The organism is Devosia sp. (assembly GCF_024707125.1).
Taxonomy (GTDB): Bacteria; Pseudomonadota; Alphaproteobacteria; order Rhizobiales; family Devosiaceae; genus Devosia.
The window spans coordinates 859,853-883,549 of sequence record NZ_JANQAH010000009.1 but is presented as its reverse complement, the minus strand read 5'-3'; the positions used below and the strand labels follow the sequence as shown (position 1 = coordinate 883,549).

Sequence of the window (23,697 nt, the reverse complement as noted above, 5' to 3'; positions counted from 1 at the left end):
GAACTGGCGCGCGGCCAGAAGGCCGGGGGAGATTTTCGTGCGACTGACTTTATTTGCCGCCGCTCTGGCGGGTGTCTTTGCCTTGGCCGTTCCAGCACAGGCGCGGGATATTTGTACACTGATTGCCGATGCGGTGACGCGGACGGTCTTGCACCAAGAAGGCGACTGCGAAACGCGGGTGACGCCGGCTTCGACCTTCAAGGTGGCGCTGGCGGTGATGGCATATGATGCTGGAATCATCACCTCGGCGCATGAGCCGAAACTCCCCTTCAAGGAAGGTTATGCCGACTGGATGGGCGAAGCCTGGCGGCAGGATACGGACCCGACCATGTGGATGGCCAATTCCACGGTCTGGTATTCGCAGCGGTTGACCGAGATGCTCGGGGCCGAAAAGCTGACGGCCTATGCGCAGAAATTTGGCTACGGGAATGCCGATTTTTCCGGCGATCTGGGCAAGGATAATGGGCTTGAACGATCCTGGATTTCTTCGTCGCTGAAGATATCGCCGCTGGAGCAGGCGGGGTTTGTCGCGGCGCTGGTGGATGGCAAGCTGCCGGTGTCGCCGGCGGTGATCTCAGGGACCATGGAACTGGTGCAGCTGGGCGGGACCAGCGACGGCTGGACGCTGCAGGGCAAGACAGGCTCGGCCTTTCCGCGGATGGCGGATGGGAATTTCGACCGGGCGCGGGGCTGGGGTTGGTATGTGGGCTGGGCCGAGAAGGGTGATCGGCGGCTGGTTTTCGTGCGCTTGGCGCAGGATGAGCAGCGGCACCAGAAGAGTGGCGGGCTCAGGGCACGGGACGAACTGGTGGAGGATTGGGCGGGGTTGGTTGCGGGGCTATAGCCGGCCGGCCATCCTTTACCGATCGTCACCCTCGGGCTTGACCCGAGGGCTCTGTACTTACTGCGGCCTCAGCAGGTGAAGTGTCCTCGGGTCAAGCCCGAGGATGACGTTTGGTGGTGGGGAGGTGTCCCCATGTGGTCGTGACGATCTGTTGAGAACCTTACTTCCGGGTGCTTTCGAGGCCGTAGATCTTCTCGATATCGTCGAGCATCAGGTTGGCCGAGTAGATTCCGCCGCCGGTGTTCCAGGTGATTTCGCTGACGCGCTGGGCCTTGCCGGCCTTGACGGCCTCAAGATTGTTCCAGAGCGGATCGGCCAGCCAGTCGGCAAGATTGGCTTCGGGCTCGGCATCCTTGAGATCGCTCGAGAAGTAGAAAATGCGATCGCCGGCCATGTCGGGGATGCGTTCCTTGGTCACTTCCTCGGCGAACTCGTCCTTGTCCTGGGCGGGCGGGCGCTGGAAACCGATCTGGTCGAGGATCAGGCCGCTAAACGTATCCTTGTAATAGATGCGGGTGCGGTTGGGCGAGAAGCGGACCATGGAGATCTGTTCGTTGACGGCATCGCCCAGGGCATCGTGGATCGCCTTGGTGCGGGCGTCGAAGGTGGCGAGAACGGCTTCGGCTTCCGCATCCTTGCCGAGGGCCGCAGCGTAGAACTTCAGGTTTTCCTGCCACTCGCCGCCGATGGTTTCGGTCATGACGGTGGGAGCAATGGCGGACAGCTGCTCATAGATCTTTTCCTGACGCACCTTGGTGCCGAGGATGAGATCGGGTTCGAGCGTTGCCAGCACTTCGAGATCGACGGCCAGTTCGGTGCCGAGGTCGACGGTGTCGACGAGGAGATCGGTCAGGTGTGCGTGCCAGGGATTGCCATCCCAGCTCTGGGCGGCGCCGACGGGCTTTACGCCGAGGGCGAGCAGGGCCTCGGTGCCTTCATTGGTGAGGATGACGACGCGCAGCGGGGCGTCGGGCACTTCGGTTGTTCCCATGGCATGGGTGACTTCGCGGGCAAAAGCCGGCGCGACGAGCGTGGCGGCAGCAACGAAGACGGCGGCCAGGGCAGCGGAGGAGCGGAGAGAGAGCATTCTCGGTTTCCTGTGGTGGGAGTGGTGTTGCCCAACCCGCCGGCTGTCATCCCGGCGAAGGCCGGGATCCATCTTGAGATTTCAGGATGGGCCCCGGCCTAAGGCCGAGGTGACATTGGAGGTTGGGGCGTTTTCGGTGCTTAGCGAGTGCTTGCCAACCCGTAGATCTTTTCGATGTCGTCGAGCATCAGGTTGGCAGCGATATAGCCGCCGGCCGTGTTCCAGATGGCGTCGGAGACGGGGTGGACCTTGCCTGATTTGACCACTTCGAGATTGTTCCAGAGCGGATCGGCCAGCCAGTCCTTGGCCTGGGTGTCACCTTCGCCATTGCCGGTTTCATAGGTGAAGTAGAACAGGCGATCGCCTTCGAATTCAGGGATGCGTTCCTTGGTGATCTCTTCGGCGAACTCGTCCTTGTCCTGGGTGGCAGGGCGCTGGAAGCCGAGTTCGGAGAGAGCGAGGCCCGAAAAACTGTCCTTGAACATGATGCGGGTCTGGCCGGACATGAAGCGGGCGATGGAGATCTTCTCATCGAGCGAGGCGCCGAGCGAGTCGTGGAGCGCGGCGATGCGGCCGTCATACTTGGCGAGAGCCGCCTTGCCGTCTTCGCCCTTGCCGACGGCGTCGGTGTAGAGCGCCATGTTGATTTTCCAGTCGCCGCGGAGACGCTCGGAAACAACGGTCGGGGCGATGGCGGAAAGCTGCTCGTAGATCTTTTCGTGGCGCATCTTGTTGCCCAGGATCAGATCGGGCTCGAGCGAGAGCAGCACTTCAAGGTTCACGGCCGACTCTTCGCCCACGACCACGACATCGGTCATGTCAGCGGCGATGTGATCCCACCACGGATCGCCGACGAAGGATTTTACGGCGCCGACCGGCTTGACGCCGATGGCGAGGAGCGCCTCGGTGCCTTCATTGGTGAGGACGACGATGCGCTGCGGATTGTCCGGCACATCGGTGACGCCCATGGCGTGGGTGATTTCGCGGGCGAAGACCGGGGCGCTCAGCAGCGCCACGGCGGCGACGGCAGTTACGAAACGGTGGAACATGGGAGGAGCTCCTCAGTTGAAAGTCAGCGGGTAGAGGCGAGGCCATAGGTGGCCTCGATGTCGTCGAGAGCGATATTGGCGGCAAAAATGCCGCCGGCGGCGATCCAGGTAGCGTCGTCGACGCGCTTGGCCTGATCGGCCTTCACCGCCTCGAGGCCGAGCCAGAGCGGATCGGCGGTCCAATCGGCGAGATTGGCTTCGGCTTCCTTGTCGGTCGGATCGGGCGAGAAATAGAAGATGCGGGTGGCCGCGAGTTCGGGAATGCGTTCCTTGGTCAGGTCTTCGGCAAAGCCGTCCTTGTCCTGGGTCGCGGGGCGCTTGAAGCCGATGGCGTCAAAGATAGCGCCGGGGAACGAGGCCTTCAGATACATGCGCGTACGTGCGGGCGAAACACGCACGAGGGAGATGGTGTCTTCGACCGAGGTGCCGAGAGCGGCGCGGATGGCGCCGATGCGCTGGTCGAACGCGGCGAGCGCGGCGGCGCCTTCGGACGATTTGCCGACCGCATCAGCGTAGACGACGAGGTTTTCCTTCCAGGGCGCGCCGAGCGTTTCGGTCATCACCGTGGGGGCAATGGCGGAAAGCTGCTCATAGACCTTTTCCTGGCGCACCTTGCTGCCGAGGATCAGATCGGGTTCGAGGCTGGCGATGAGTTCGAGATTGGGTTCGCCCTCGGTGCCCAGAAGGGTGACACCCTCAAGCTGGGGCATCAGGTAGTCGTACCAGGGATCGCCCTTCCAGCTTTCCACCGCACCAATCGGGACGACGCCGACGGCGAGCAGCGCCTCATTGCCTTCATTGGTGAGGACGACGACGCGCTGCGGATTGTCCGGCACATCGGTGACGCCCATGGCATGGGTGATTTCTCGGGCGAAGGTCGGCACGGCAAGCAGGCCCGTCAGGGCCAGCGGCATAAGCAGCAGATGCAGAGACTTCATGTCCCCCTCCCCCATCTTTTCTTGACATCGTTAGTCGGAAATTGGATGGGTGCAAAAAGTCAGAATTTAATTTGACTGTCAACATCAACTATATGGGGGCCCAGTGGTGTCCACACTGGCAATGTCACCACAATCGCAGGGCCTGCGCCTGGGTCCGGTACAGGTCTATGCGGGGCTGATCCTGCTGCTGGCCCTGTCCATGCTGATGAGCCTGACGCTGGGCTATAAGCTCTATTCGCTGGACCAGGTCTGGATGGCGCTTTTCGCCCATGATGGGTCGGAAGTGGCCGTGGTGATCGCGGGGCTGCGACTGCCGCGGGCGCTGATTGCGCCGCTGGCCGGTGCCGCTTTGGGCATGGCCGGGGTGATGGTGCAGACCCTCTCGCGCAATCGCATCGCTTCGCCCGATACGCTGGGGCTCAATGCAGGGGCGTCGCTGGCCGTGGTGGTGGCAAGCATCATGTTCGGCGTGCAATCGCTGGCCGGGTTGTCGCTGGCGGCAGCGTTTGGGGCCTTTGTTACGGCGATCGTGGTTTTTGGCGTAGCCGCGAGCGCGGGCGGGCTTTCTCCATTGAAGATCGTGCTGGTGGGCGTGACTTTTGCCAGCCTCTCGCATGCCTTTGTCGAAGTGCTGCTGACGAGCAACGAGGCGCAACTGCAGCAATTGCTGTTCTGGCTCTCTGGTGCCTTTGTCGATCGGCCGATTGCGCTCTTTTACAATGGGCTGCCGGTGGTGATCGTGGGTGCGGTGATCGGGATCGCGCTGGCGCGGGCGCTCGATGCGCTGCAGGCCGACGATTCAACCGCGGCGGGGCTCGGTGTACCGCTAGCGGCGGTGCGGGGGCTGGCCTTCGTTGCCGTGGCGCTTCTGACAGGCGCGGCTGTTTCCATGGCGGGGCCGGTGGCTTTTGTCGGCCTTGTCGTGCCGCATGCGGCGCGGCGGCTGGTGGGCTTGCGGCATATTCATCAATTGCCGGCGGCGGCCTTGTTCGGCGCGGTTTATGCGACGCTGGCCGATGTGGCGGCGCGCTTCGTGATTTATCCGGTCGAGGCGCCGGTGGGTGCGATCACCGCTGTGGTCGGGGCCATTGTCCTCCTGGTTCTTTTGATGCGGAGAGCGGCATGAGCACTCTGGCTGTCTCTGCCCCCGCCGGGCGCCGCTTTGGCATCGGGGCAATCGTTCTCATCATTGTCGGGCTTTTTGTGCTGCTCACGCTCGCGGCCGTTGGCTTTGGCTCGACCTGGATCCCGCTCGAGACGGTCGCCAATGTCATCCTCGGCGGCGGGGAAAAGACGGAAAAGCTGGTGGTCTGGCAATTGCGCATGCCGCGCGTCATGGCAGCGGCCATTGCCGGGGCAGCCATCGCGTTTTCGGGCTATCTCCTGCAGCGCATCACGCGCAATGAGCTGGCTTCGCCGGGCGTGCTGGGTGTCGTCGATGGGGCGGCGCTTGGCGTCGTGCTGTTCCTCGCCATCTTTTCCAACGAATCCAATGCGCTGACCGTGTCGGTTGCCTGGCAGCCCCTCGCGGCGGCGATCGGGGCGCTGACGGCGATTTCTTTGGTCTTTATTCTGTCGGGGCGGCAATCGTCCTCGGCCATTCGCCTCTTGCTGTTCGGCATTGCCATTGCGGCTGTGGCCAAGGCGCTGACGACGGTCTTCATGCTGGTTGGGCCGGTCTATCAGGCGGCGCAGGCGGCGCGTTGGCTCGCCGGTGCGGTCAATGCCATTTCCTGGAGCGAAATCCAGATCATGGCGATCTGCCTCGTGCCCACGGTGCTGGTGGCGGCGTGGCTGGCCAAGGACTTGCCGCCGGCCGATCTCGACGACGTTTCCTCGCGTAGCATCGGGCTCAATCTGCCGGTCTATCGCATTGCCGTGTTTTTCGTTGCGGCCGTGCTGACCTCGATTGCCGTAGCCTTTGTGGGCGGCGTCGGCTTTCTGGGACTGATCGCGCCGCATCTGGCGCGGCTGCTGGTGGGGCGTTCGCGCTTTGCGGGGATACTCACCTCATGCCTCCTCGGCGCGATGATGCTGATCGGCGCTGACCTTTTGGTGCGCGTCGTCTTTACCCCGCTTGAAGTGCCGGCGGGCACGGTAACCGCCATTGTTGGCGCGCCCTATTTCCTCTTCCTCCTTATGCGCAAGGACAAGACCAATGGCTGACCTCGTTCCGAGCCGCATCGAGGTACGCGACCTCACCCTGACTTACGGGCACGACACGGTGCTCGACGCGCTGAACCTGCCCATTCCGCGCGGCAAGGTGACGGTGCTGGCCGGGCCTAATGGCTGCGGCAAGTCCACGCTGCTGCGCGCCATTCGGCGCCTCCATACGGGCCAGAAGGGGCAGATTTTTCTCGACAATGTCGATATCGCTTCGCTCGGCGCCAAGGACCTGGCGCGGCAGATCGGGCTTTTGGCCCAGAACCCATCGGCGCCGCCCGATATGACCGTGGAGGAGCTGGTGCGGCTGGGCCGCTATCCGCATCAGGCCATGTTGCAGCCCTGGAGCGAGAAGGATGGTGTCGCCGTCAATCGCGCCATGGACGGCACAGGGGTGACGGGTCTGAAGACGCGCCGCATCGGTTCGCTTTCGGGTGGGCAATTGCAGCGGGCCTGGATTGCCATGGTGCTGGCGCAGGAAACTGACGTCATCTGTCTCGACGAGCCGGTCAACCATCTCGACATGGCCCATCAGCTCGATTGCCTCGATCTCGTTTCAAAACTCAATCAGGAAGACGGGCGCACCATCGTGCTGGTGCTGCACGATCTCAATCTGGCGGCGCGCTATGCCGACCAGCTGGTTTTTGTGCATGAGGGACGCGTGCGGGCGCTGGGACAGCCGGAAGAGCTGATGAAGCCAGAACTGCTGGCCGAGGTGTTCGAGGTCGACGCGGCGATCATGACCGATCCGGTACACGGACGGCCGATCTGCATTCCGCGCGGACGGGCCCGGGCCGCGGTGCAGGAACTGGCTTAGGCGCTTTCGGCGAGCTGGATGGGGTCACCACCCATGAGCGCGGAAATCTCGCACCAGCGGGACTGGAACGAGGCGACGCAGGCGGGGTCGAAGTGGCTTCCCGAGCAACGGGCAATTTCGGCATAGGCCTCTTCGAGCGGCCAGGCGCGCTTATAGGGGCGCTCCGAGCAGAGGGCGTCGAAGACGTCGGCCAGGGCGACAATTCGCGCTTCGATGGGAATGGCCGTGCCCGAGATCCTGTTGGGATAGCCGGTGCCATCCCACTTTTCGTGATGGCTCTGGGCGATCAGTTCGGCCGTGCGGATGAGATCACTGTCGGCATCGGCAAGGATGCGGGCGCCGATGGTGACGTGCTCGCGCATGCGGGCCATTTCCTCTGATGTCAGCTTGCCGGGCTTACTCAGGATGGCGTCGGCGATGGCGATCTTGCCGATGTCGTGGAGGGGGGGCGGCGAGGTAGATCATGCGGCATTGCTGCGCGGTGAGGCCGAGGCCCTCGCCGATGATCTTGCTGATCTGGGCGACGCGCGAGACGTGTTCGCCAGTGTCGCCGTCGCGATATTCGATGGCGCGGGCGAGGCGCCAGATGATCTCTTCCTCGCGGGCGAGCAGGTGGGCCGTAGCCTTGGCGACTTCGCGCGTCAGGCGATTGGCGTGATCGGCCAGTTCCACCTGGGCGCCGCGCAGGGCAAGCAGATTGGTGATACGCGCCTTGAGCTCGATGGGGTCGAAGGGCTTGGTCAGAAAATCATTGGCGCCGACGCGGATGGCCTCGATGCGGATGGCCTTGTCGATGTCGGAGGTCACCATGACCATGGGGACGGTGCGATAGTTATCGCAGTTCCGCAGCATTTCGATGAAGTGGATGCCGTCCATTTCCGGCATGATGTGGTCGACGAGCAGCAGATCATACTGCCGCTCCTCGCAACGCTTGAGGGCCTCGAGCGGATTGAGACAAAGCTCGACGCCCTCACCCACTATTTCCCGAACGATCGAGCCCAGTAAGGCCAGACTCGACCGGCTGTCATCCACGATCAGCACGTACACAATACAGCCCCCCGGCCTAATGCGAGGGTGATGATATGGATGAGCCCTTATGCGAAACTTAATGTCTCACATGCATTTAGCAGGACTCTCTTCGATGGTTTATTGCGCCTTTACCGGAGCAATAAATTTGTTCCCGGCAATCGAGGCCGGTTTCATTTCGATCGAGAATCCCGGCAGCTCCGGCGGCATGTAGGCAGCATTCTTGATCACACAGGGATCGATGAAATGCTCATGCAGGTGATCGACATATTCGATCACGCGGCCGGTCTTGGTGCCTGATACGACGAGATAATCGATCATCGAAAGATGCTGCACATATTCGCAGAGGCCGACGCCGCCAGCATGCGGCCAGACGGCCTTTTTGTATTTTGCGGCCATGAGCAGAACCGAGAGCACTTCATTGAGGCCACCGATGCGGCAGGCGTCGATCTGCACCACGTCGATGGCATCGCGGGTGATGAACTGCTTGAAGATGATGCGGTTCTGGCACATTTCGCCGGTCGCGACTTTTACCGGAGCGATGGCGTCGCGGATCTTGCGATGGCCTTCGATGTCGTCGGGGCTCGTCGGCTCCTCGATGAAATAGGGATTGAAGCGCTTGAGCTCATTGACCCACTCGATGGCTTGGTCGACTTCCCAGACCTGGTTGGCGTCGATCATCAGGTAGCGATCGGGGCCCATGATGGAGCGGACGATTTCGAGGCGGCGGATATCGTCGGCGAGGTCGCGGCCGACCTTCATCTTGATATGGGTGAAGCCTTCCGCCACCGCTTCAGTCGCAAGGCGCGTCAGCTTTTCGTTGGAATAGCCGAGCCAGCCGGCCGATGTCGTGTAGCAGGAATAGCCCTCGGCGCGCAGCTTGGCGATGCGTTCGGCCTTGCCGGGTTCGGCGGCCTTGAAAATCGCAAGGGCTTCTTCGGGCGTGATGGCGTCGGTGAGATAGCGGAAGTCGATGATGGAAACGAGCTGTTCGGGGCTCATTTCGGCGACATAGAGCCAGACGGGCTTTTTCGCGCGCTTGGCGAGGAGATCCCAGACGGCGTTGACGACGGCGCCGGTCGCGAGGTGCATGGCGCCCTTGTCGGGGCCGATCCAGCGCAGCTGGCTGTCGCCGGTCATGTGGCGCCAGAAGCGGCCGGGATTTTCTTCGACCCAGTCGAGATCGAGGCCGGTGACGCGGTCGGTCAGCGCGGCGATGGCGGCGCAGACCACCTCATTGCCGCGGCCGATGGTGAAGGTCAGGCCATGGCCTTCAAGGTCGCCATCGGTGCCGAGGACGACATAGGCGGCCGAATAATCGGGATCGGGATTCATCGCGTCGGACCCGTCGAGCGAGGCCGAGGTGGGGAAGCGCAGGTCGTGCGTCGTGAGGGTGGTGATCTTCATTTGCAACTATCCAAAAGGCCCCCTCACCCGTCTCGGCCTTCGGCCGATCCACCCTCTCCCCGCGAGGGAGAGGAACAGGGGGCACCGCGTTCAGGCAGGCGCCGGTTCTATTCTTCTCCCTCTCGGGGAGAAGGTGGCGCGTAGCGCCGGATGAGGGGCCTACGCCGTCCAGCCGCCGTCGATGATGTGGACCTGGCCGGTCGTATAGGTGGCGCCGGCGAGATAGACCGCGAGATCGGCGACTTCATCGGGCCGGGCGATGCGGCCGATGGGCTGGCGGGCGATGAAAGCCTTTTTGGCGCCTTCGAAATCACCGGTGGCGTGCCAGCGATCGTGGAGACTCGGCGATTCCACCGTACCCGGGCAGATGGCGTTCACGCGGATATTGGAGGTCGTGTAGTCGGACGCGATCGACTTGGTGAGGCCGATGACGGCGGCCTTGGAGATCGTATAGGCGGCGCGGTTGGGCACGCCTTTGATCGAGGAGGCAACCGTCGCCATATTGATGATGGCGCCGTCCTTGCGCTCCAGCATTTGCTGCAGAATGGCCTTGATGGTGCGGACCTGGGCGCGAACATTGAGATCGAGCGCGAAGTCCAAATCCTTGTCGCTCATTTCGAGCAGGGTGCCGTTGTGGACCACACCGGCACAATTGAAGAGCACGTCGATGCGGCCGATTTCGGCGACGGCCTGCTGCACGGCCTCATCGGAAAGAACGTCGAGCAGGCGCGTCGTGATATTGGGCGTGCCTTCAAGCTCCTTGAGCTTGGCTTCGTTGATGTCGGTCGCGATCACCTTGGCGCCTGCCTTGGCGAAAGCGCGGGCCGAAGCCTCGCCAATCCCCTGGGCAGCGGCGGTGATGAAGACGATCTTTCCGTTGAGGTCGGCCATATTCTGTTCCTGAAAAGAAGAAGCCGGGCAGTGCAAAGCGCTGCCCGGCCGGTGAAAGTCTTAGTCGTAGAGGACCGCGGCGATTTCCGGGTCAGCCATGTTGGTGGCGTCGTAGTAGTAGAAGCCGGTATCGATGACCTTGGGCAGGGTTTCGCCCTTGAGTGCACCGATGGCGGCCTTGACGGTTTCGTAGCCAATGCCGACCGGGTTCTGGGTGATGGCGCCGGCCATCACGCCCGAGGTGATCATGCCCTTCTGAGCAGCACCGGAGTCAAAACCGATGACGACGATCTGGCTGCCAAGTTCCGTCTTGCCATTGGCAACGCCGATGGCCGAGCCTTCATTGGCACCAAAGATGCCCTTGAGGTCGGGATTGGCGAGCAGGATCGACTTGGTGATTTCGGTCGACTGCAGCTGGTCGCCGCCGCCGTACTGAACCGACACCACTTCGATGTTGGGATAGGCTTCCTTGATGCGGTTGACGAAGCCGTCGACGCGATCGATGCCGGTGCGGCTGGTCTGGTCGTGGGCAACCACGGCAACCTTGCCTTCGCTGCCGATCAGTTCGGCCATCTTGTCGGCCGCGAGAGCGGCAGCGGCGACGTTGTCGGTGGTTGCGGTCGAGAGCGGGATGTCGCTATCGACGCCGGAGTCGAAGGCGATGATCGGAATGCCGGCATCCGAAGCCTGCTGCAGCAGCGGCACGGCGGCCTGGCTGTCGAGGGCGGCAAAGCCGATGGCATCGGGCTGACGCGAGAGAGCGGCGGCCAGCATATCCATCTGGCGGTCGACCTGGGTTTCGCTTTCCGGGCCTTCGAAGGTGACGTTTGCACCAAACTCGGCCGCGGCCTTGTCGGCACCGGCTTTCACGGCCTGCCAGAACTGGTGCTGGAAGCCTTTGGAGATCAGGGCGATGTCATAAGTATCCTGCGCGAATGCGGCGCCGTTGGATGCGGCGAGCATTGCGACGGCGCTGAGCGCGCCGAGCAGGGTGCGACGGTTGAGCATGGTTTTCCTCCCACATGCTGCGTTGAAACTTCTTGGCATTGCTTGAGCCATTTTGTTGGCGCCCCGCGGGGCGCAGGCAGAATCGGCGCCTAAAGTGTGCGGCGCCGCAGTATGTCGGCATAGACAGCCAGGATGATGATGCAGCCGGTCACCACCGTCTGCCATTCCTGAGCCACCGATAGGATGCGCAGGCCATTGGCCAGCACGGATATGATGAGGGCGCCGATCAGCGTGCCGAGCACGGTGCCGCGACCGCCCGAAAGCGAGGTGCCGCCGATGACCACGGCTGCAATGGCGTCAAGCTCATAACCCTGGCCGAGAGCCGGCTGGGCTGAATTGAGACGCGAGGCAATGAGCACGCCGGCAACGCCGACAATGCCGCCGGCCAGCGCATAGACGCCGATCTTCCAGCGATCGACATTGACGCCCGAGAGACGCACAGCTTCTTCATTGGAGCCGAGCGCAAAGGTGTAGCGGCCAAGCGCGGTCTTGCCCAAGACGAAGGCGGCAATCAGCGCCACGGCGAAGAGGATCATCACGCCATTGGGGACCGGTACTGCCGGAATGATCTGGCCGACGACCGAGCCCAAGGCGATCTGATTGAAGCCGGGCGTGTCGTTGAAATAGATCGGGCGCGTGCCGGAGATGACCAGCGAAAGACCCTTCAAAATGAGCATCATGCCGAGGGTGGCGATGAAGGGCGGGACCTTGAGTTTGGCGATGATGGTGCCTGAGATGAGCCCGCAGACGGTGCCGGCGAGGATGGCCCCGACGACGCCGAGGGGCAAAGGCAGGCCGAGATAGGTGAGGATGACGCCGGCAATCACCGCACAAAAGGTCATCAGCGTGCCGACCGAGAGATCGATGCCGCCGGTGATGATGACGAGCGTCGCCGCGATGGCGAGGACGCCGTTGACCGAGGTTGCCTGCAGGATGGCCAGGATGTTCTGGGTCTGCATGAAATTGGGCGAGGCCAGCGAGAAGGCAACGACCAGGGCGATCAGACCCGAAAAGGCGAGCAGCCGATGGAAGGCGCCGGAAATGCGGGGCCCGGATTTTTGGGCTGCGGGGGCTGCGGTATCGGTCATGCCGTCCTCCTTTGGGTGGCGCTTTCGGCCACGCTGCTCTGGCGCTGGGTCGCCAGACGCATGATTTCTTCTTGGGATGCGCCACCGGGCAACATGCCGGTAAGGCGCCCCTCGCACATCACCGCGATACGGTGGGAAAGGCGCAGCACTTCGGGCAGTTCGGAGGAAATGACGATGATCGCCTTGCCTTCGGCTGCCAGTGCATTGAGCAATTTGTAGATTTCGGATTTGGCGCCGACATCGATGCCGCGCGTCGGTTCGTCAAAGATGAGAATGTCGCAATCGCGCAGCAGCCACTTGGCGATGACCACCTTTTGCTGGTTGCCGCCCGAGAGAAGGCGCGCTTCCTGCGTGTCGCTGGGCGTCTTGATGGAAAGCTGGCCGATATAGCCGACGGCTTCCTTCTGCATGCTGGCTTCGTCGAGCACGCCGCCGAGGCCGGTAAAGCGATCAAGGCTTGCGAGCGCAATATTGTTGCGGACGTCGAGCCCGGTCGCGAGACCAAAATGCTTGCGGTCTTCGGAGAGATAGCCGATGCCGGCCTCCACCGCGTCCTTGGGCGAAGCAATGCCGACGCGCTTGCCATGGACCCAGATTTCGCCGCTCTCGCGCCGGTCGGCACCAAAAATGGCGCGGGCGACTTCGGTGCGGCCGGCGCCCATGAGGCCGGCAAAGCCGAGGATTTCGCCCTTCTTTACCGCAAAGCTGACATCGCGGATTTCGCGGCCGCGATTGAGGTTTTTGACCTCAAGGGCAACCGGGGCGTCGGCGGTGTTGGGGATGACCAGCGCCTCATTGCTGAGCGTGCGGCCGACCATCATGGAGATGATGGTTTCGATGGGCGTATCGGCGGCCGGGACGGTGCCGACATATTCGCCATCGCGCATCACGGTGACGCGGTCGGAGATGCGTTTGATCTCGTCCATCTTGTGGGAGATGTAGACGACGCCGACGCCTTCGGCCTTGAGGCGATTGATGATGGTGAACAGCTCGGCGATCTCTGCGTCGTTCAGCGCCGCGGTCGGCTCGTCCATGATGAGGACGCGGGAGCGATAGGAGAGCGCCTTGGCGATTTCCACCATCTGCTGCTTGGCAATGGTCAGGGTTTCGACTTTTACGGTCGGTTCGAGCTTGAGGTTCATCGAGGCGAAGATGGCTGCCGCGTCGCGGTTGAGCTGGCCTTCGTCCAAAATGCCGAAACGGCGCGGTTCGCGGCCGATAAAGATGTTCTGGGCGGCCGTCAGGTCGCGCATCAGCGCCAGTTCCTGATGGATGATGCCGACGCCGAGGGACTGGGCCTGACGCGGCGAAGTGATGTCCACCGGCTGGCCATCGAGCAGCACGGAGCCCGCATCGCGGGTGTAAACGCCCGAAAGAATCTTCATCAGCGTCGACTTGCCGGCGCCGTTCTCGCCCATGAGGGCATGGACTTCGCCGGGCTTGAGCTCGAAGCGCGCCCTGGAGAGGGCCCGAACGCCGGGGAAGGACTTGTCGATGTCGGTCATTTCGACCAATGGGACCGGCGGGTTCGCCAGCGGCACCGCCGCATCCGCTGGGGATGCCGGTGCGAAATGCCCAGCCATGTAAAGTCCTCCCGATGCGTATCGCGGCTCCGTTGCTCCCGAGCCGTCCTCGCAATGTGGGAGGAATGAATGGCAAAACGATCAGGCTGTCAAGTGGTCAGACCAGTAGACATGCAACGAGCGTGGCGCTATGGGTTGAGACAGGGAACGGCATAGCCGCCTCGCTTCAATTAAACGGCTTGGAACCCGCTTCCCCAAAGCGGAAGCAGGTTCTAGGGGGAGAGAATGAAACTTCAGGCCGTATCCAACCGCAAACTCTATATCCAGATTGCCGACCAGATCAGGGATCAGATCCTGGCGGGTGAGGTCGAGGCCGGGCGGCAATTGCCCTCGGAGCGCGACCTGGCGGTGAGCCTGGGGGTGTCTCGCCCGACGGTGCGCGAGGCGCTGATTGCGCTTGAAGTCGCCGGGTTCGTGGAAGTGCGCGTTGGGGTCGGCGCCTTCGTGCGCGACCAGAGCAAGGGCAGCGCCGCCCTGCCCGATGAAGGCCATTCACCCATTGAAATCATGCGGGTCCGGCGTCTGCTGGAGCCCGAAGCTGCGGCGCTGGCGAGCCAGAATATTTCGCCCGAAGGCACGGCGCGGATGGCCGAGGCCATGCGGCGCATGCAGGCCGAGACGACGAACAATCGCTGGTCTTCGGAAAGCGACCGCATGCTGCACCTGACCATTGCCGAAGGCTCGGGCAATACGATGCTGCGCGAAGTGCTGGACCTGCTGTGGAACTCACGCTTCGAAGTCGTCGATACGAAATTTCACGAACATCTCGCGAGCATGAGCGAGGTGCGGACGCACATCATGGATGACCATGCGCGGATCGTTGCGGGCATTGTGCAGGGGAATGCGGAGGCCGCCCGCGAAGCCATGGCGGCGCATCTGGATTTTGTTACCGCGTCGATGCTTGGGGCTTGGGACTAGCTCTGCCACCACACCCACCGCGTGAGAAGAGGGTGAGGTCGGGAGCGGGCCGTTGAGGGCCTAGAACTTCACCAGAATCTTCGTGAAATCACCTGGCCTTGCATGCCAATCAGCCAGTGCCTCGGCAGCCTCATCAAGCGTTGCGGTACGCGTGACGATGAGATCGCCCGCATCGGGGCGCTTGCGCAACTCGTCGATGACATCGTCAAAATCCGAGCGCAGCGCGTTGCGGGAGCCGCGGATGTCGAGTTCCTTGGTAATAAACACCTTGGTTTCATAGGCAATCGCGGACTTGGCGTAGCCGATATAGACGACGCGGCCAGTGGTGGCGACGAGGTCGACGGCCTGGAGGAATGTAGCCTCGGCGCCCACCGCTTCGACCACGACGTCGGGCCCCTCCCCTGTCAGTTCGGCGACCTGGGCTTTGACGTCGGTCGAGGCGTTGATGACCTCATGAGCGCCGAGCTTTTTGGCGACGTCGAGCTTGGCATCGCTGAGATCGACGGCGATGACACGGGCGCCCTGGCGCAGGGCGCCGAGGATGACGCCGAGGCCGATCATGCCGCAGCCGAGGACGACGACGGTTTCGCCCGCGGTCAATTCGGCACGGCGCACAGCGTGAAAACCGACGGCGCAGGGTTCGACCAGAGCCAGATCGCGTTGGGAGATGCCGGTAACTGCAATCACCTTGGCGGCAGGCACGACGATGCGGCCGGTCATGGCGCCTTCGCGCTGCACGCCCATGGTCTGGTTGTGGGGGCAGGCATTGACCCGGCCGGAACGGCAGGCGCGACAGGTGCCGCAATTGAAATAGGGCAGCACAGTTACGGCGGTGCCTGGGGCGAGATTTTCGACCCCCTGCCCCAGTTCGGCAATGGTGCCGGAAATTTCGTGGCCGGGGACGCGGGGATAGCTCACCAGCGGATTGAGGCCGCGATAAGAGGTCAGGTCGGAGCCGCAATAGCCGACAAAGGCGAGATCGATGGCGACTTCGCCGGGGCCGGGCATCGGCACCGGCTTCTCGGTGAGCGCGGCGGTTCCGGGACGCAGGATGGTCAGGGCTTGCATCGGTCGGTTGATCCTTCATCACCGTAACATGTTAGTGCCTTATATCTTCCATACATGACGGGTGACAAGAGAACCTTCGGCTTGTAGACCATGGAAAAGCCAGCAGTTTTGGAAGGACACGCGATGAAGACGCATCTGCCGACACGGGCCTTTGGCCAGACGGGAATGCACATCACCAAGCTCGGCATCGGTGCCTGGGCCATGGGCGGCAATATGTGGGGACCGCAGGACGACCAGGACTCCGTGGCGGCGATTCGGCATGCGATCGATAGCGGCATCAACTGGATCGACACGGCGGCGGTCTATGGCAATGGGCATTCCGAGGCGGTCATTGGTGAAGCACTGGCGGGGCTGCCGGCGGACAAGCGACCGCTGGTTTTCACCAAGGGCGGGATCGTTCGCGACGAGAACGGGCAGAATCCGCGGCGGATCGGCGAGCGGAAGCATCTGCGGCAGGAGCTGGAAAATTCGCTGAAACGCCTCAAGGTCGATGTGATCGATCTCTACCAGATGCACTGGCCTTCGGACGATGTGCCATTGGAAGACTATTGGGCGAGCCTGCTGGAGCTCAAGGCCGAGGGCAAGGTGCGCCATGTCGGGCTTTCCAACCATGACGAGGGGCAGTTGGCACGGGCCGAGGCGATCGGACATGTCGAGACGTTGCAGCCACCGTTTTCGATGATCCGCCGCGAGACAGCGGGCAAGATTTTGCCGTGGTGCGCGGAGCACGGCACCGGTGTCATTTGCTATTCGCCGATGCAGGCGGGGCTGCTGACCGGCACGATGACGGCCGACCGCGTTGCGGCCATGCCCGACAATGATTGGCGCAAGGGCAGCCCGGAATTTCAGGGCGAGAAGCTGACGGCCAATCTAGCACTGGCCGAGAGCCTGAAGCCGATTGCGGAAAAGCATGGAACGAGTGTGTCGAGCGTGGCGCTGGCCTGGTGCCATGCCTGGCCGGGGCTGACGGCGACGATTGTTGGCGCGCGTTCGCCGGCGCAGGTTGATGGCTGGATCGATGCGGCGAGCCTGGAGCTCGATGCAGGGGATGTCGAGGTGATTGCCAAGGCGATCGAGGCTACGGGAGCTGGGCAGGGGCCGGCGCGTGCCTGACACTTGCCGTCACAGCGTCGTTCCCGCGAAAGCGGGAATCTTACTGCCCGAAACAAAGATCCCCGCTTTCGCGGGGATGACGTGGTGGGTGGAGCAAGGACCACCGGTACAAGCCCGGTGGTGACGATGGGGGGTGGGGTCAGGGCCCCACCATTCGAGCGCCGGTTCTTAGCCTTCGATCTCTTCGCGCAGCATTTCCAGTTCAAGCCATTGCTCTTCGGCCTTGGCCTTCTTGGTCGCCGCTTCGCTCAGCGCCGCGGAATCCTTGGCAAAACCTTGGGGGTCACGGGTGTAGTAATTGGCCTGGGCGAGCTTGCGATTGATGGTCGCCATCAGGTCGTCAAGCTTGGCGATCTCCTTGGGCAGGGTTTCGAGGGCGTGCTTTTCCTTGAAACTCAGCTTGCGCTTGGACGCTGCCGGGGCGCTCGAGGGTTCTGATTTCTGCTTTGCGGCCGCTGCCACCTTTTCGACGACGCGGGCCGAAACCCCTGCCCCGCGCTGGGCGACCATGTCGGAATAGCCGCCGGCATATTCGAGCCAGTTGCCGTCGCCTTCGGCCATGATGATGGAGGTGGCGACGCGGTCGAGAAAATCGCGGTCGTGGCTGACGACGATGACGGTGCCCGAATAGTCCGAAACCATTTCTTCGAGGAGATCGAGGGTTTCGAGATCAAGGTCGTTGGTCGGCTCGTCGAGGACGAGGACGTTCGAGGGCAGCGCCAAGGCGCGTGCCAGAGCGACGCGGGCGCGTTCGCCGCCGGACAGCTTGCCGATCGGCGTGTTGGCCTGTTCGGGGGTGAACAGAAAATCCTTCATATAGCCGACGACGTGCTTGTTCTCGCCGTTGATCTTCAAGGTATCGCTGCCGCCGCCGGTCAGCGCGTCCTTGAGGCGCGTTTCCGGATCGAGGCGGGCGCGGCCCTGGTCGAGCATGGCAAGTTCGATGGCCGAGCCCAATTTGATCGTGCCGTTATCGGGTTCGAGCAGGCCATTGAGCATTTTTATGAGCGTGGTCTTGCCCGCACCATTGGGGCCGACGAGGCCGACGCGATCGCCGCGCAGCACGCGGGTCGAGAAATCGCGGACAACCGTGCGCGAGCCAAAAGCCTTGGAGATGTTTTCCGCTTCCACCACCAGCGCGCCAGAAGTGCGGCCTTCGGTGACCTGCATATTGACCGCGCCGGTGACGCGGCGCTGATCGCGGCGGTCCTGGCGCAGATTGGCGAGGCGTTCGAGGCGGCCGACATTGCGCTTGCGGCGGGCGGTGACGCCATAGCGGAGCCAGTGCTCTTCGCGCACGATCTGGCGGTCGAGCTTGTGGCGGTCTTTTTCTTCCTGCTCCAGCACTTCGTCGCGCCAGGTTTCAAAGGAGCCAAAACCCTTTTCGATGCGACGGGTAAGGCCGCGGTCGAGCCAGACGGTGGAGCGGGAGAGATCGGAGAGGAAGCGCCGGTCGTGGCTGATGATCACCATGGCAGACCGCATGGAATCGAGTTCGGCCTGCAGCCATTCGATGACGGGCAGATCGAGGTGATTGGTCGGTTCGTCGAGCAACAGCACGTCGGGTTGCGGGGCGAGAACGCGCGCCAGGGCGGCGCGGCGGCCTTCGCCACCCGAAAGGGTCTTTGGGTCTTCCGTTCCGGAAAGGCCAAGGGCGTTGAGCAGATACTGGGCGCGATATTCATCGTCGCCGGAGGTCATCCCGGCTTCGACATAGGCCAGCGTTGTCGCATAGGCCGAAAGATCCGGTTCCTGCGGCAGGTAGCGGATGGTGGCGCTGGGTTCGGCAAAGCGCTTGCCGGCATCCTGCTGCACCATGCCGGCAGCGATCTTGAGGAGCGTCGATTTTCCCGAGCCATTGCGGCCGACAAGCGCGATGCGCTGGCCGGGCGACACGATCAGCTCGGCGGCTTCGAGCAATTGCGTGCCGCCAAAGGTCAGCTGAATATTCTGCAGAGAAAGAAGAGGAGGCGGGGCCATGGGCAAAAAAGTCCGGGAATTTGCCGCGGATAGAGCACAGGCCCGGCGACATATCAATGTGAGGGAAAAGCAAAGAGGCCGATCAGGACGTTGAGGATCCTGATCGGCCCGGGGAGACGGCAGCAGCAAGCCCCGTCGTTTTGGCGCTGCACCCCACAGGCCCCACGGGGGCGCTGCACCAATGCAACCTAATAACCATGGGCAAACTTGATTGTCAAACTCATATTTGAGTTTTTCAGTCAGATTTACGCAGCGACAATGTCACCGACGATATTGCCGGCGGAATCGGCGTTGACCGCCTCGGTGGCGGACAGACCCAGGCGCTGGCGAATGGAGCGCTTCTTGCTCGCAAGATCGGCAATGGAATAGCCGGCGAGCACTTCAAAGAAGGCGCCAAGCGCTTCGCGCAGCGCGCCATTGAGATCGCATTCGCCGATCAGCGGGCAATCGGCGCCTTCCTCGAAACATTCGGCGAGAGCGAAGTTTTCTTCGGTCAAGCGAATCGTCTCGAGCAGTGTGATCTGGTCAGCCGGCTTGCCCAGCTTGATCCCGCCATGGCGGCCGCGCACGGTCTGCAGCAGGCCATTTTCCACCAGCGGCTTGATCAGCTTGAAGAGGAAGAGTTCGGAGATGCCGTAAGCCCTGGCAATTTCGGCTACGCGGCTCAATTCCGGGTCGTTGACGGCGCAATAGACCAGAGTGCGGATGGCGTAGTTGGATTGGCGAGTCAGTCTCACGAGCGAACGATCCCTTTGCGGTTAACCGGGCCGGCCACGGCTTCGACCCATCCATGGCACGAGCCGTAATTTAAAACCATTCTAAAGAATGTCAATCTTATTCTGAACGTCCTGATCATGTTTAAGGCGACAAAAACCGGACTGGACAGCGACTTAACTTCGGAATATGAAATTATTAGGAGGAGTGTCGCATGTCTACCACCGTCACGCGAGCTATCATCACCGCCTCTGCCAGTGAGGCCACGGGCCTAGCCAAGAACGACGTCACCGCCATTGGCCAGCGTATGTTCGAGTTGATCGGAGATGCGCTCAAGGCCGGAGAAACGGTCAAATTGACCGGCTTCGGCACCCTCGCGGTGCGCTCGAGGGCCGAACGGGTGGGGCGCAATCCCCGCACCGGCACCGAGCACCGGATCACCCCCCGCCATACCGTCACCTTTACGCCCAGCGCGCGCCTGCGCGAGGCGCTGGATGAACTGGCGGATAGCTAGGGCTTTTTCGGGTTCCACGACAAAATATCAGGCCAACAAAAAATCCCGCTTTCGCGGGATTTTGTTTGCCTGGGTGGCGCGCACTAATCGCGGGGTTTTTCGAGCAGATTGCGCGAGAAGAACCGGTGGTAGAGCGGCAGTTCGGCAGCGCCCAGTGCGGGCGCCAGGCGACCGATATGGCCCGAACCAATGCTGACCCGGCGCCGGGCCGGCAGGCGCTCGAAATGGGCGGAAAGGCGCTCGACGAGGCGAACAGTGATCGCCGTGGGCAGGATGGTATCGAGCACGACCAGGCTCGCTTCGACCACGGCATTGGTGTTGAACACGACCAGCGCCAGGGCTTTGGCGCAGTCTTCCAGCCAAGGCTCGACGATGGGTTCGAGCGTGGGCCAGTCCCAGTTTTCGACATCGGCAATATCCACCGCTATGCCGGCGGCGCTCAGCCGCTCGACCAGGGCCGAAGCCGAGGCGATGGCATGGGCCGATAGCGGGCCACTGTCATTGCGATCGACCAGCATGGCGCCAAGATCGGCCGAATGGCCGGTTGGCCCCTGCCACAGCCGGCCCTCGCCGATGAGGCCGGCGGCGAGATAGGTCGAAACGAGAAGATAGATGAAGCTGGCCGGGCGCGGCGCCGGCTGGGCGATCAGTTCGGCCCAGCAGGCGGCATTGCCGTCGTTGAACAGGGTTACGGCAAGCCCGGTCCGCTTTTCGAGATCGGCGGCAAAATCGGCCGGTGAGGGGCCGGACTTGCTGCCGAAACCGTCTTCGAGCGGCCAGGTGGCGGCGTGAATGGAGCCGGGCATGCCCACCCCGATATCGGCCAAGCGCTCGCGCTGCTCCTTTGACCAGTCGCGAGTCATTTCCTCGATCAGCAGCGCCAGTTGCGGGGCGAGCGCGGTGAGATCGGCCTCGGCATAGTCGAGATGGCGATGGGCCACCACCGCACCGTGCAGATTGATGGCCAGGACATCGGCATGGCGCCAGCCGATTTCGACGCCGATGGAATAGGCCCCTTCAGGTTTCAGAAAAATCGGGGTGGCCGGCTGGCCGCGACGGCCGCGCAGCACTTCGCCGCGCACGATCAGGCCAGCCGCCTCCACATCGTTGAGAATGGCCGACACGGTTTGCGGGGCAAGGCCAGACATGCGGGCAATTTCGGCATTGGAGAGGCCGGGATTGAACCCCACGACGGTCAGCACTGCGCGTTCATTGGCCCGGCGCAGGCCATGGTGCTGCAAGCCCTTGGCGCCAAGGTTGAATAGATCGATCGTCGGGACTGCGGAATCGCTCACGCCGGCCTCCCCGTCACATAGTTCTGAATAAAGCAGAGCGAATGGGCTCCCGCGCCGCTCCCTTGGGATGGAGCAGTCATGGGGCCGGTGCCGATTCCAGCTTGTTCGCTTGCCGCATCATGGCCAAGCAAGGCGGCAGTGCAAGCGGCCATTTCGCCGCGCGGGCGATTTGTGCGCGACAAGACGGGCCGCAGGGACCACCGGGACAGGCCCGGTGGTGCCATCAGAGACGCTCTTGCTCTAGGCGCCCGCCTTGGTGAGACGCGCATTGGCATCATCACCCAGAGTAAGCCGCACGCCGCGGGCAAGGCTTTTCACCTGGTCGACCGAGGTTGCCGAGGCGATGGGCGCGCTGACGCCGGGCTGGGCGACAAGCCAGGCGAGCGCCACTTCGGATGGCGTCGCGTCAAGCTCCCCGCCGACGGCATCGAGCGCGTCGAGAATGCCGAGACCCTTTTCATTGAGATAGCTTTCCGCCTTGCCACCGCGAGGTGATTTACCAAGATCAGCCTTGGAGCGGTATTTTCCCGAGAGGAAGCCTGCCGCGAGGCTGAAATAGGTGATGGCGCCAACCTCGTTTTCGAGGAGATAGGGGCGCAGGGCGTCGAACTGCTGGCGGTCGTAGAGATTGTAGAGCGGCTGGGTGACCTCGTAGCGCGGCAGCGATTTCACGATGGCCGTATCCTGCGCCGCCTTCATCATGGCTGCGTCATAGTTTGAGGCGCCGATGGTGCGCACCTTGCCGGCGCGGATCAGCACGTCATAGGCAGCCAGGGTTTCCTCATGGGTGTTTTCGGTCGCAGGCCAGTGGCTGAAATAGAGGTCGACATAGTCGGTCTGGAGGCGTTTTAGCGAATCTTCGATGCCGGTCTTGATCGCTTCGGCGCTGAGGCCCTGGGGCTGGTGCGCGGAATTGACCTTGGTGATGATGTGCACCTTGTCGCGATTGCCGCGCGCCTTGAGCCACTTGCCGATGATGGTTTCGCTCATGCCCGGCGGATTGCCCGGCACCCAATTGGGATAGCCCTGCGCCGTGTCGATGGCGGAGAAACCTTCGTCCACATAGGCATCCAGAATTTCGAAGCCGAGCGTTTCGTCGACCGTCCAGCCGAAGACATTGCCACCGAGAACCAGCGGTTCGATCACGAGTTCACTGCGGCCGAGAGGACGACGATTCATTGCTCTTCTCCAAGTTTGGACGGACCTAGACTTTGATCGTGGTCAACGTCCGAGACTGCGTTTTGTTCTTGCGGCGGCACGCGGGGCGCACACCAGTAGAGCGCCTCGGCGATGGTTTTCATCGACCCCGCAAGATCGATGAAGGCGAAGGGCGCATGCTCGTCCCCGCTATGGCGGAGATAGACGAATGTTCCATGACGGAGCCGATCGAGCAGCAGATCGGCGTCTTCACGAATGCGCGCGCCGTAGGGACTGCCGGATTTTTCGGCAATGAAACTACGGTCCTCGCGGTCGAGCGTCATTTCCCAGGTGCCGGCATCGCCGCCGAAACGGCTCGAATGCACGTGGAGGCCGGTCGAAAAATCGTCCTCGCAGCGGACAACGAGGCAGGTGAAATTCTCTTGCGCCGCCTCACGGTCGCACCCCATGGCAGCGCGATCGCCCTCACCGGACAGGGGCGAAAATTGCCAGCCGGGCGCCTGCGCAAAAGCCGGCTGGGCCATGACCAAAAAGAGGATCAGCCCCGCGGCTCGATGAGGTCCCATTTGTTTCCATAAAGATCGGCAAAGACGGCAACCGAGCCATAGGGCTCGTGGCGCGGCGCTTCGAGAAAGGTCACGCCTTTTTCGCTCATGCGCGCGAAGTCGCCGGCGAAATCGTCGGTTTCAAGAAAGAGCATGACGCGGCCGCCGGCCTGATTGCCCACACTCGCCAGTTGTTCGGCTCCGTCGGCCTTGGCCAGCAGCAAGCGCGCACCATTGCCACCCGGCGGGGCGACCAGAACCCAGCGCTTGTCCGGCCCCAATGGCGTGTCGGCCACAAGGGAAAAACCGAGCTTGTCGCGGTAAAATTCGATGGCGTCGTCATAGTCGGCAACGACAAGGGCGAGAGTGGCAATCTTCTGCGTCATGACTCTATCGTTCATTACCGATAAGACGCGGTCAAGCCATGATTACTTGCCGAACGGATTTGGAATCATCCGTCCATTTCTGTGGAAAGCCATTCGGCCGTCACA

24 protein-coding genes are annotated in these 23,697 nt (G+C 62.5%); 7 read left to right on the top strand and 17 right to left on the bottom strand.

Annotation, left to right across the window (positions count from 1 at the left end; all coding sequences use genetic code 11):
- Window positions 1–37 precede the first annotated feature (37 nt).
- On the top strand, window positions 38–844 hold the full coding sequence (blaOXA, locus tag NVV77_RS14330; RefSeq protein WP_295414383.1) for a class D beta-lactamase: 807 nt from the start codon (window positions 38–40) through the stop codon (window positions 842–844).
- 160 nt (window positions 845–1,004) lie between these two features.
- On the opposite strand, the gene NVV77_RS14325 is transcribed toward blaOXA, so the two are convergent.
- The 3 genes from NVV77_RS14325 to NVV77_RS14315 form a co-directional block, all read right to left on the bottom strand.
- Entirely contained in the window at window positions 1,005–1,931 is a 927-nt protein-coding gene (locus NVV77_RS14325) for an ABC transporter substrate-binding protein (protein WP_295414381.1), read from the bottom strand.
- 140 nt (window positions 1,932–2,071) lie between these two features.
- Window positions 2,072–2,980 carry an ABC transporter substrate-binding protein gene (locus NVV77_RS14320; protein ID WP_295414380.1) on the bottom strand — a complete coding sequence of 303 codons (909 nt, stop codon included), beginning with the start codon at window positions 2,978–2,980 and terminating at the stop codon, window positions 2,072–2,074.
- A gap of 23 nt (window positions 2,981–3,003) precedes the next feature.
- Window positions 3,004–3,918, bottom strand: a complete 915-nt coding sequence (locus NVV77_RS14315) for an ABC transporter substrate-binding protein (RefSeq protein ID WP_295414379.1) — start codon at window positions 3,916–3,918, stop codon at window positions 3,004–3,006.
- Window positions 3,919–4,024: 106 nt separating this feature from the next.
- Between NVV77_RS14315 and NVV77_RS14310 the strand changes: the two genes are divergently transcribed.
- From NVV77_RS14310 to NVV77_RS14300, 3 genes are read left to right on the top strand one after another with little or no spacing between them, the layout of a single operon-like run.
- Entirely contained in the window at window positions 4,025–5,044 is a 1,020-nt protein-coding gene (locus NVV77_RS14310; protein ID WP_295414378.1) for an iron ABC transporter permease, read from the top strand.
- On the top strand, window positions 5,041–6,084 hold the full coding sequence (locus NVV77_RS14305) for an iron ABC transporter permease (protein ID WP_295414377.1): 1,044 nt from the start codon (window positions 5,041–5,043) through the stop codon (window positions 6,082–6,084). The genes NVV77_RS14310 and NVV77_RS14305 overlap by 4 nt, the downstream gene beginning before the upstream one ends.
- Window positions 6,077–6,898, top strand: coding sequence for an ABC transporter ATP-binding protein (locus tag NVV77_RS14300; protein WP_295414376.1), 822 nt, complete (start codon window positions 6,077–6,079; stop codon window positions 6,896–6,898). Before NVV77_RS14305 ends, NVV77_RS14300 begins: the two co-directional genes overlap by 8 nt.
- On the opposite strand, the gene NVV77_RS14295 is transcribed toward NVV77_RS14300, so the two are convergent.
- From NVV77_RS14295 to NVV77_RS14265, 7 genes are all read right to left on the bottom strand, one after another.
- The gene (locus NVV77_RS14295; RefSeq protein ID WP_295414480.1) at window positions 6,895–7,284 is read right to left on the bottom strand and encodes an HD domain-containing phosphohydrolase; all 390 of its coding nucleotides are present in this window, start codon (window positions 7,282–7,284) and stop codon (window positions 6,895–6,897) included. The two genes, NVV77_RS14300 and NVV77_RS14295, sit on opposite strands and share 4 nt — an antisense overlap.
- A 10-nt stretch (window positions 7,285–7,294) precedes the next feature.
- Window positions 7,295–7,945, bottom strand: coding sequence for a response regulator (locus NVV77_RS14290; RefSeq protein ID WP_295414375.1), 651 nt, complete (start codon window positions 7,943–7,945; stop codon window positions 7,295–7,297).
- A gap of 99 nt (window positions 7,946–8,044) precedes the next feature.
- Window positions 8,045–9,331, bottom strand: a complete 1,287-nt coding sequence (locus tag NVV77_RS14285) for an L-fuconate dehydratase (RefSeq protein WP_295414374.1) — start codon at window positions 9,329–9,331, stop codon at window positions 8,045–8,047.
- A 159-nt stretch (window positions 9,332–9,490) separates the two neighbouring features.
- Window positions 9,491–10,222: an SDR family oxidoreductase gene (locus NVV77_RS14280; RefSeq protein WP_295414373.1), complete on the bottom strand. Its 732-nt coding sequence runs from the start codon at window positions 10,220–10,222 to the stop codon at window positions 9,491–9,493.
- Between the two features lie 60 nt (window positions 10,223–10,282).
- Window positions 10,283–11,230: an ABC transporter substrate-binding protein gene (locus tag NVV77_RS14275; RefSeq protein ID WP_295414371.1), complete on the bottom strand. Its 948-nt coding sequence runs from the start codon at window positions 11,228–11,230 to the stop codon at window positions 10,283–10,285.
- 89 nt (window positions 11,231–11,319) lie between these two features.
- Window positions 11,320–12,318, bottom strand: a complete 999-nt coding sequence (locus NVV77_RS14270; protein WP_295414370.1) for an ABC transporter permease — start codon at window positions 12,316–12,318, stop codon at window positions 11,320–11,322.
- On the bottom strand, window positions 12,315–13,823 hold the full coding sequence (locus NVV77_RS14265) for a sugar ABC transporter ATP-binding protein (RefSeq protein WP_295414478.1): 1,509 nt from the start codon (window positions 13,821–13,823) through the stop codon (window positions 12,315–12,317). Before NVV77_RS14265 ends, NVV77_RS14270 begins: the two co-directional genes overlap by 4 nt.
- 303 nt (window positions 13,824–14,126) lie before the next feature.
- Between NVV77_RS14265 and NVV77_RS14260 the strand changes: the two genes are divergently transcribed.
- Complete coding sequence (locus NVV77_RS14260; RefSeq protein WP_295414369.1) at window positions 14,127–14,819, top strand: FadR/GntR family transcriptional regulator; 693 nt, start codon at window positions 14,127–14,129, stop codon at window positions 14,817–14,819.
- Window positions 14,820–14,879: 60 nt separating this feature from the next.
- On the opposite strand, the gene NVV77_RS14255 is transcribed toward NVV77_RS14260, so the two are convergent.
- A complete protein-coding gene (locus NVV77_RS14255; RefSeq protein ID WP_295414367.1) occupies window positions 14,880–15,887 on the bottom strand; it encodes a zinc-binding alcohol dehydrogenase family protein in 1,008 nt (335 codons plus the stop codon).
- Between the two features lie 123 nt (window positions 15,888–16,010).
- Between NVV77_RS14255 and NVV77_RS14250 the strand changes: the two genes are divergently transcribed.
- On the top strand, window positions 16,011–17,000 hold the full coding sequence (locus tag NVV77_RS14250) for an aldo/keto reductase (protein WP_295414365.1): 990 nt from the start codon (window positions 16,011–16,013) through the stop codon (window positions 16,998–17,000).
- Between the two features lie 168 nt (window positions 17,001–17,168).
- On the opposite strand, the gene NVV77_RS14245 is transcribed toward NVV77_RS14250, so the two are convergent.
- Together NVV77_RS14245 and rirA are read right to left on the bottom strand one after the other, a co-directional pair.
- Window positions 17,169–18,980 carry an ABC-F family ATP-binding cassette domain-containing protein gene (locus NVV77_RS14245; protein ID WP_295414363.1) on the bottom strand — a complete coding sequence of 604 codons (1,812 nt, stop codon included), beginning with the start codon at window positions 18,978–18,980 and terminating at the stop codon, window positions 17,169–17,171.
- A 245-nt stretch (window positions 18,981–19,225) separates the two neighbouring features.
- Entirely contained in the window at window positions 19,226–19,717 is a 492-nt protein-coding gene (gene rirA / locus NVV77_RS14240; protein ID WP_295414361.1) for an iron-responsive transcriptional regulator RirA, read from the bottom strand.
- 191 nt (window positions 19,718–19,908) lie between these two features.
- On the opposite strand from rirA, the gene NVV77_RS14235 reads away from it, so the two are divergent.
- Window positions 19,909–20,208, top strand: a complete 300-nt coding sequence (locus NVV77_RS14235; RefSeq protein WP_295414359.1) for an HU family DNA-binding protein — start codon at window positions 19,909–19,911, stop codon at window positions 20,206–20,208.
- A gap of 83 nt (window positions 20,209–20,291) precedes the next feature.
- Here NVV77_RS14235 and NVV77_RS14230 read toward each other — a convergent pair whose 3' ends face one another.
- From NVV77_RS14230 to NVV77_RS14215, 4 genes are all read right to left on the bottom strand, one after another.
- Window positions 20,292–21,503: an ROK family transcriptional regulator gene (locus NVV77_RS14230; protein WP_295414358.1), complete on the bottom strand. Its 1,212-nt coding sequence runs from the start codon at window positions 21,501–21,503 to the stop codon at window positions 20,292–20,294.
- A 240-nt stretch (window positions 21,504–21,743) separates the two neighbouring features.
- Entirely contained in the window at window positions 21,744–22,682 is a 939-nt protein-coding gene (locus NVV77_RS14225) for an aldo/keto reductase (protein ID WP_295414356.1), read from the bottom strand.
- Entirely contained in the window at window positions 22,679–23,227 is a 549-nt protein-coding gene (locus NVV77_RS14220) for a hypothetical protein (protein WP_295414355.1), read from the bottom strand. Before NVV77_RS14220 ends, NVV77_RS14225 begins: the two co-directional genes overlap by 4 nt.
- The gene (locus tag NVV77_RS14215) at window positions 23,200–23,592 is read right to left on the bottom strand and encodes a VOC family protein (RefSeq protein WP_295414353.1); all 393 of its coding nucleotides are present in this window, start codon (window positions 23,590–23,592) and stop codon (window positions 23,200–23,202) included. The genes NVV77_RS14220 and NVV77_RS14215 overlap by 28 nt, the downstream gene beginning before the upstream one ends.
- Window positions 23,593–23,697 lie beyond the last annotated feature (105 nt).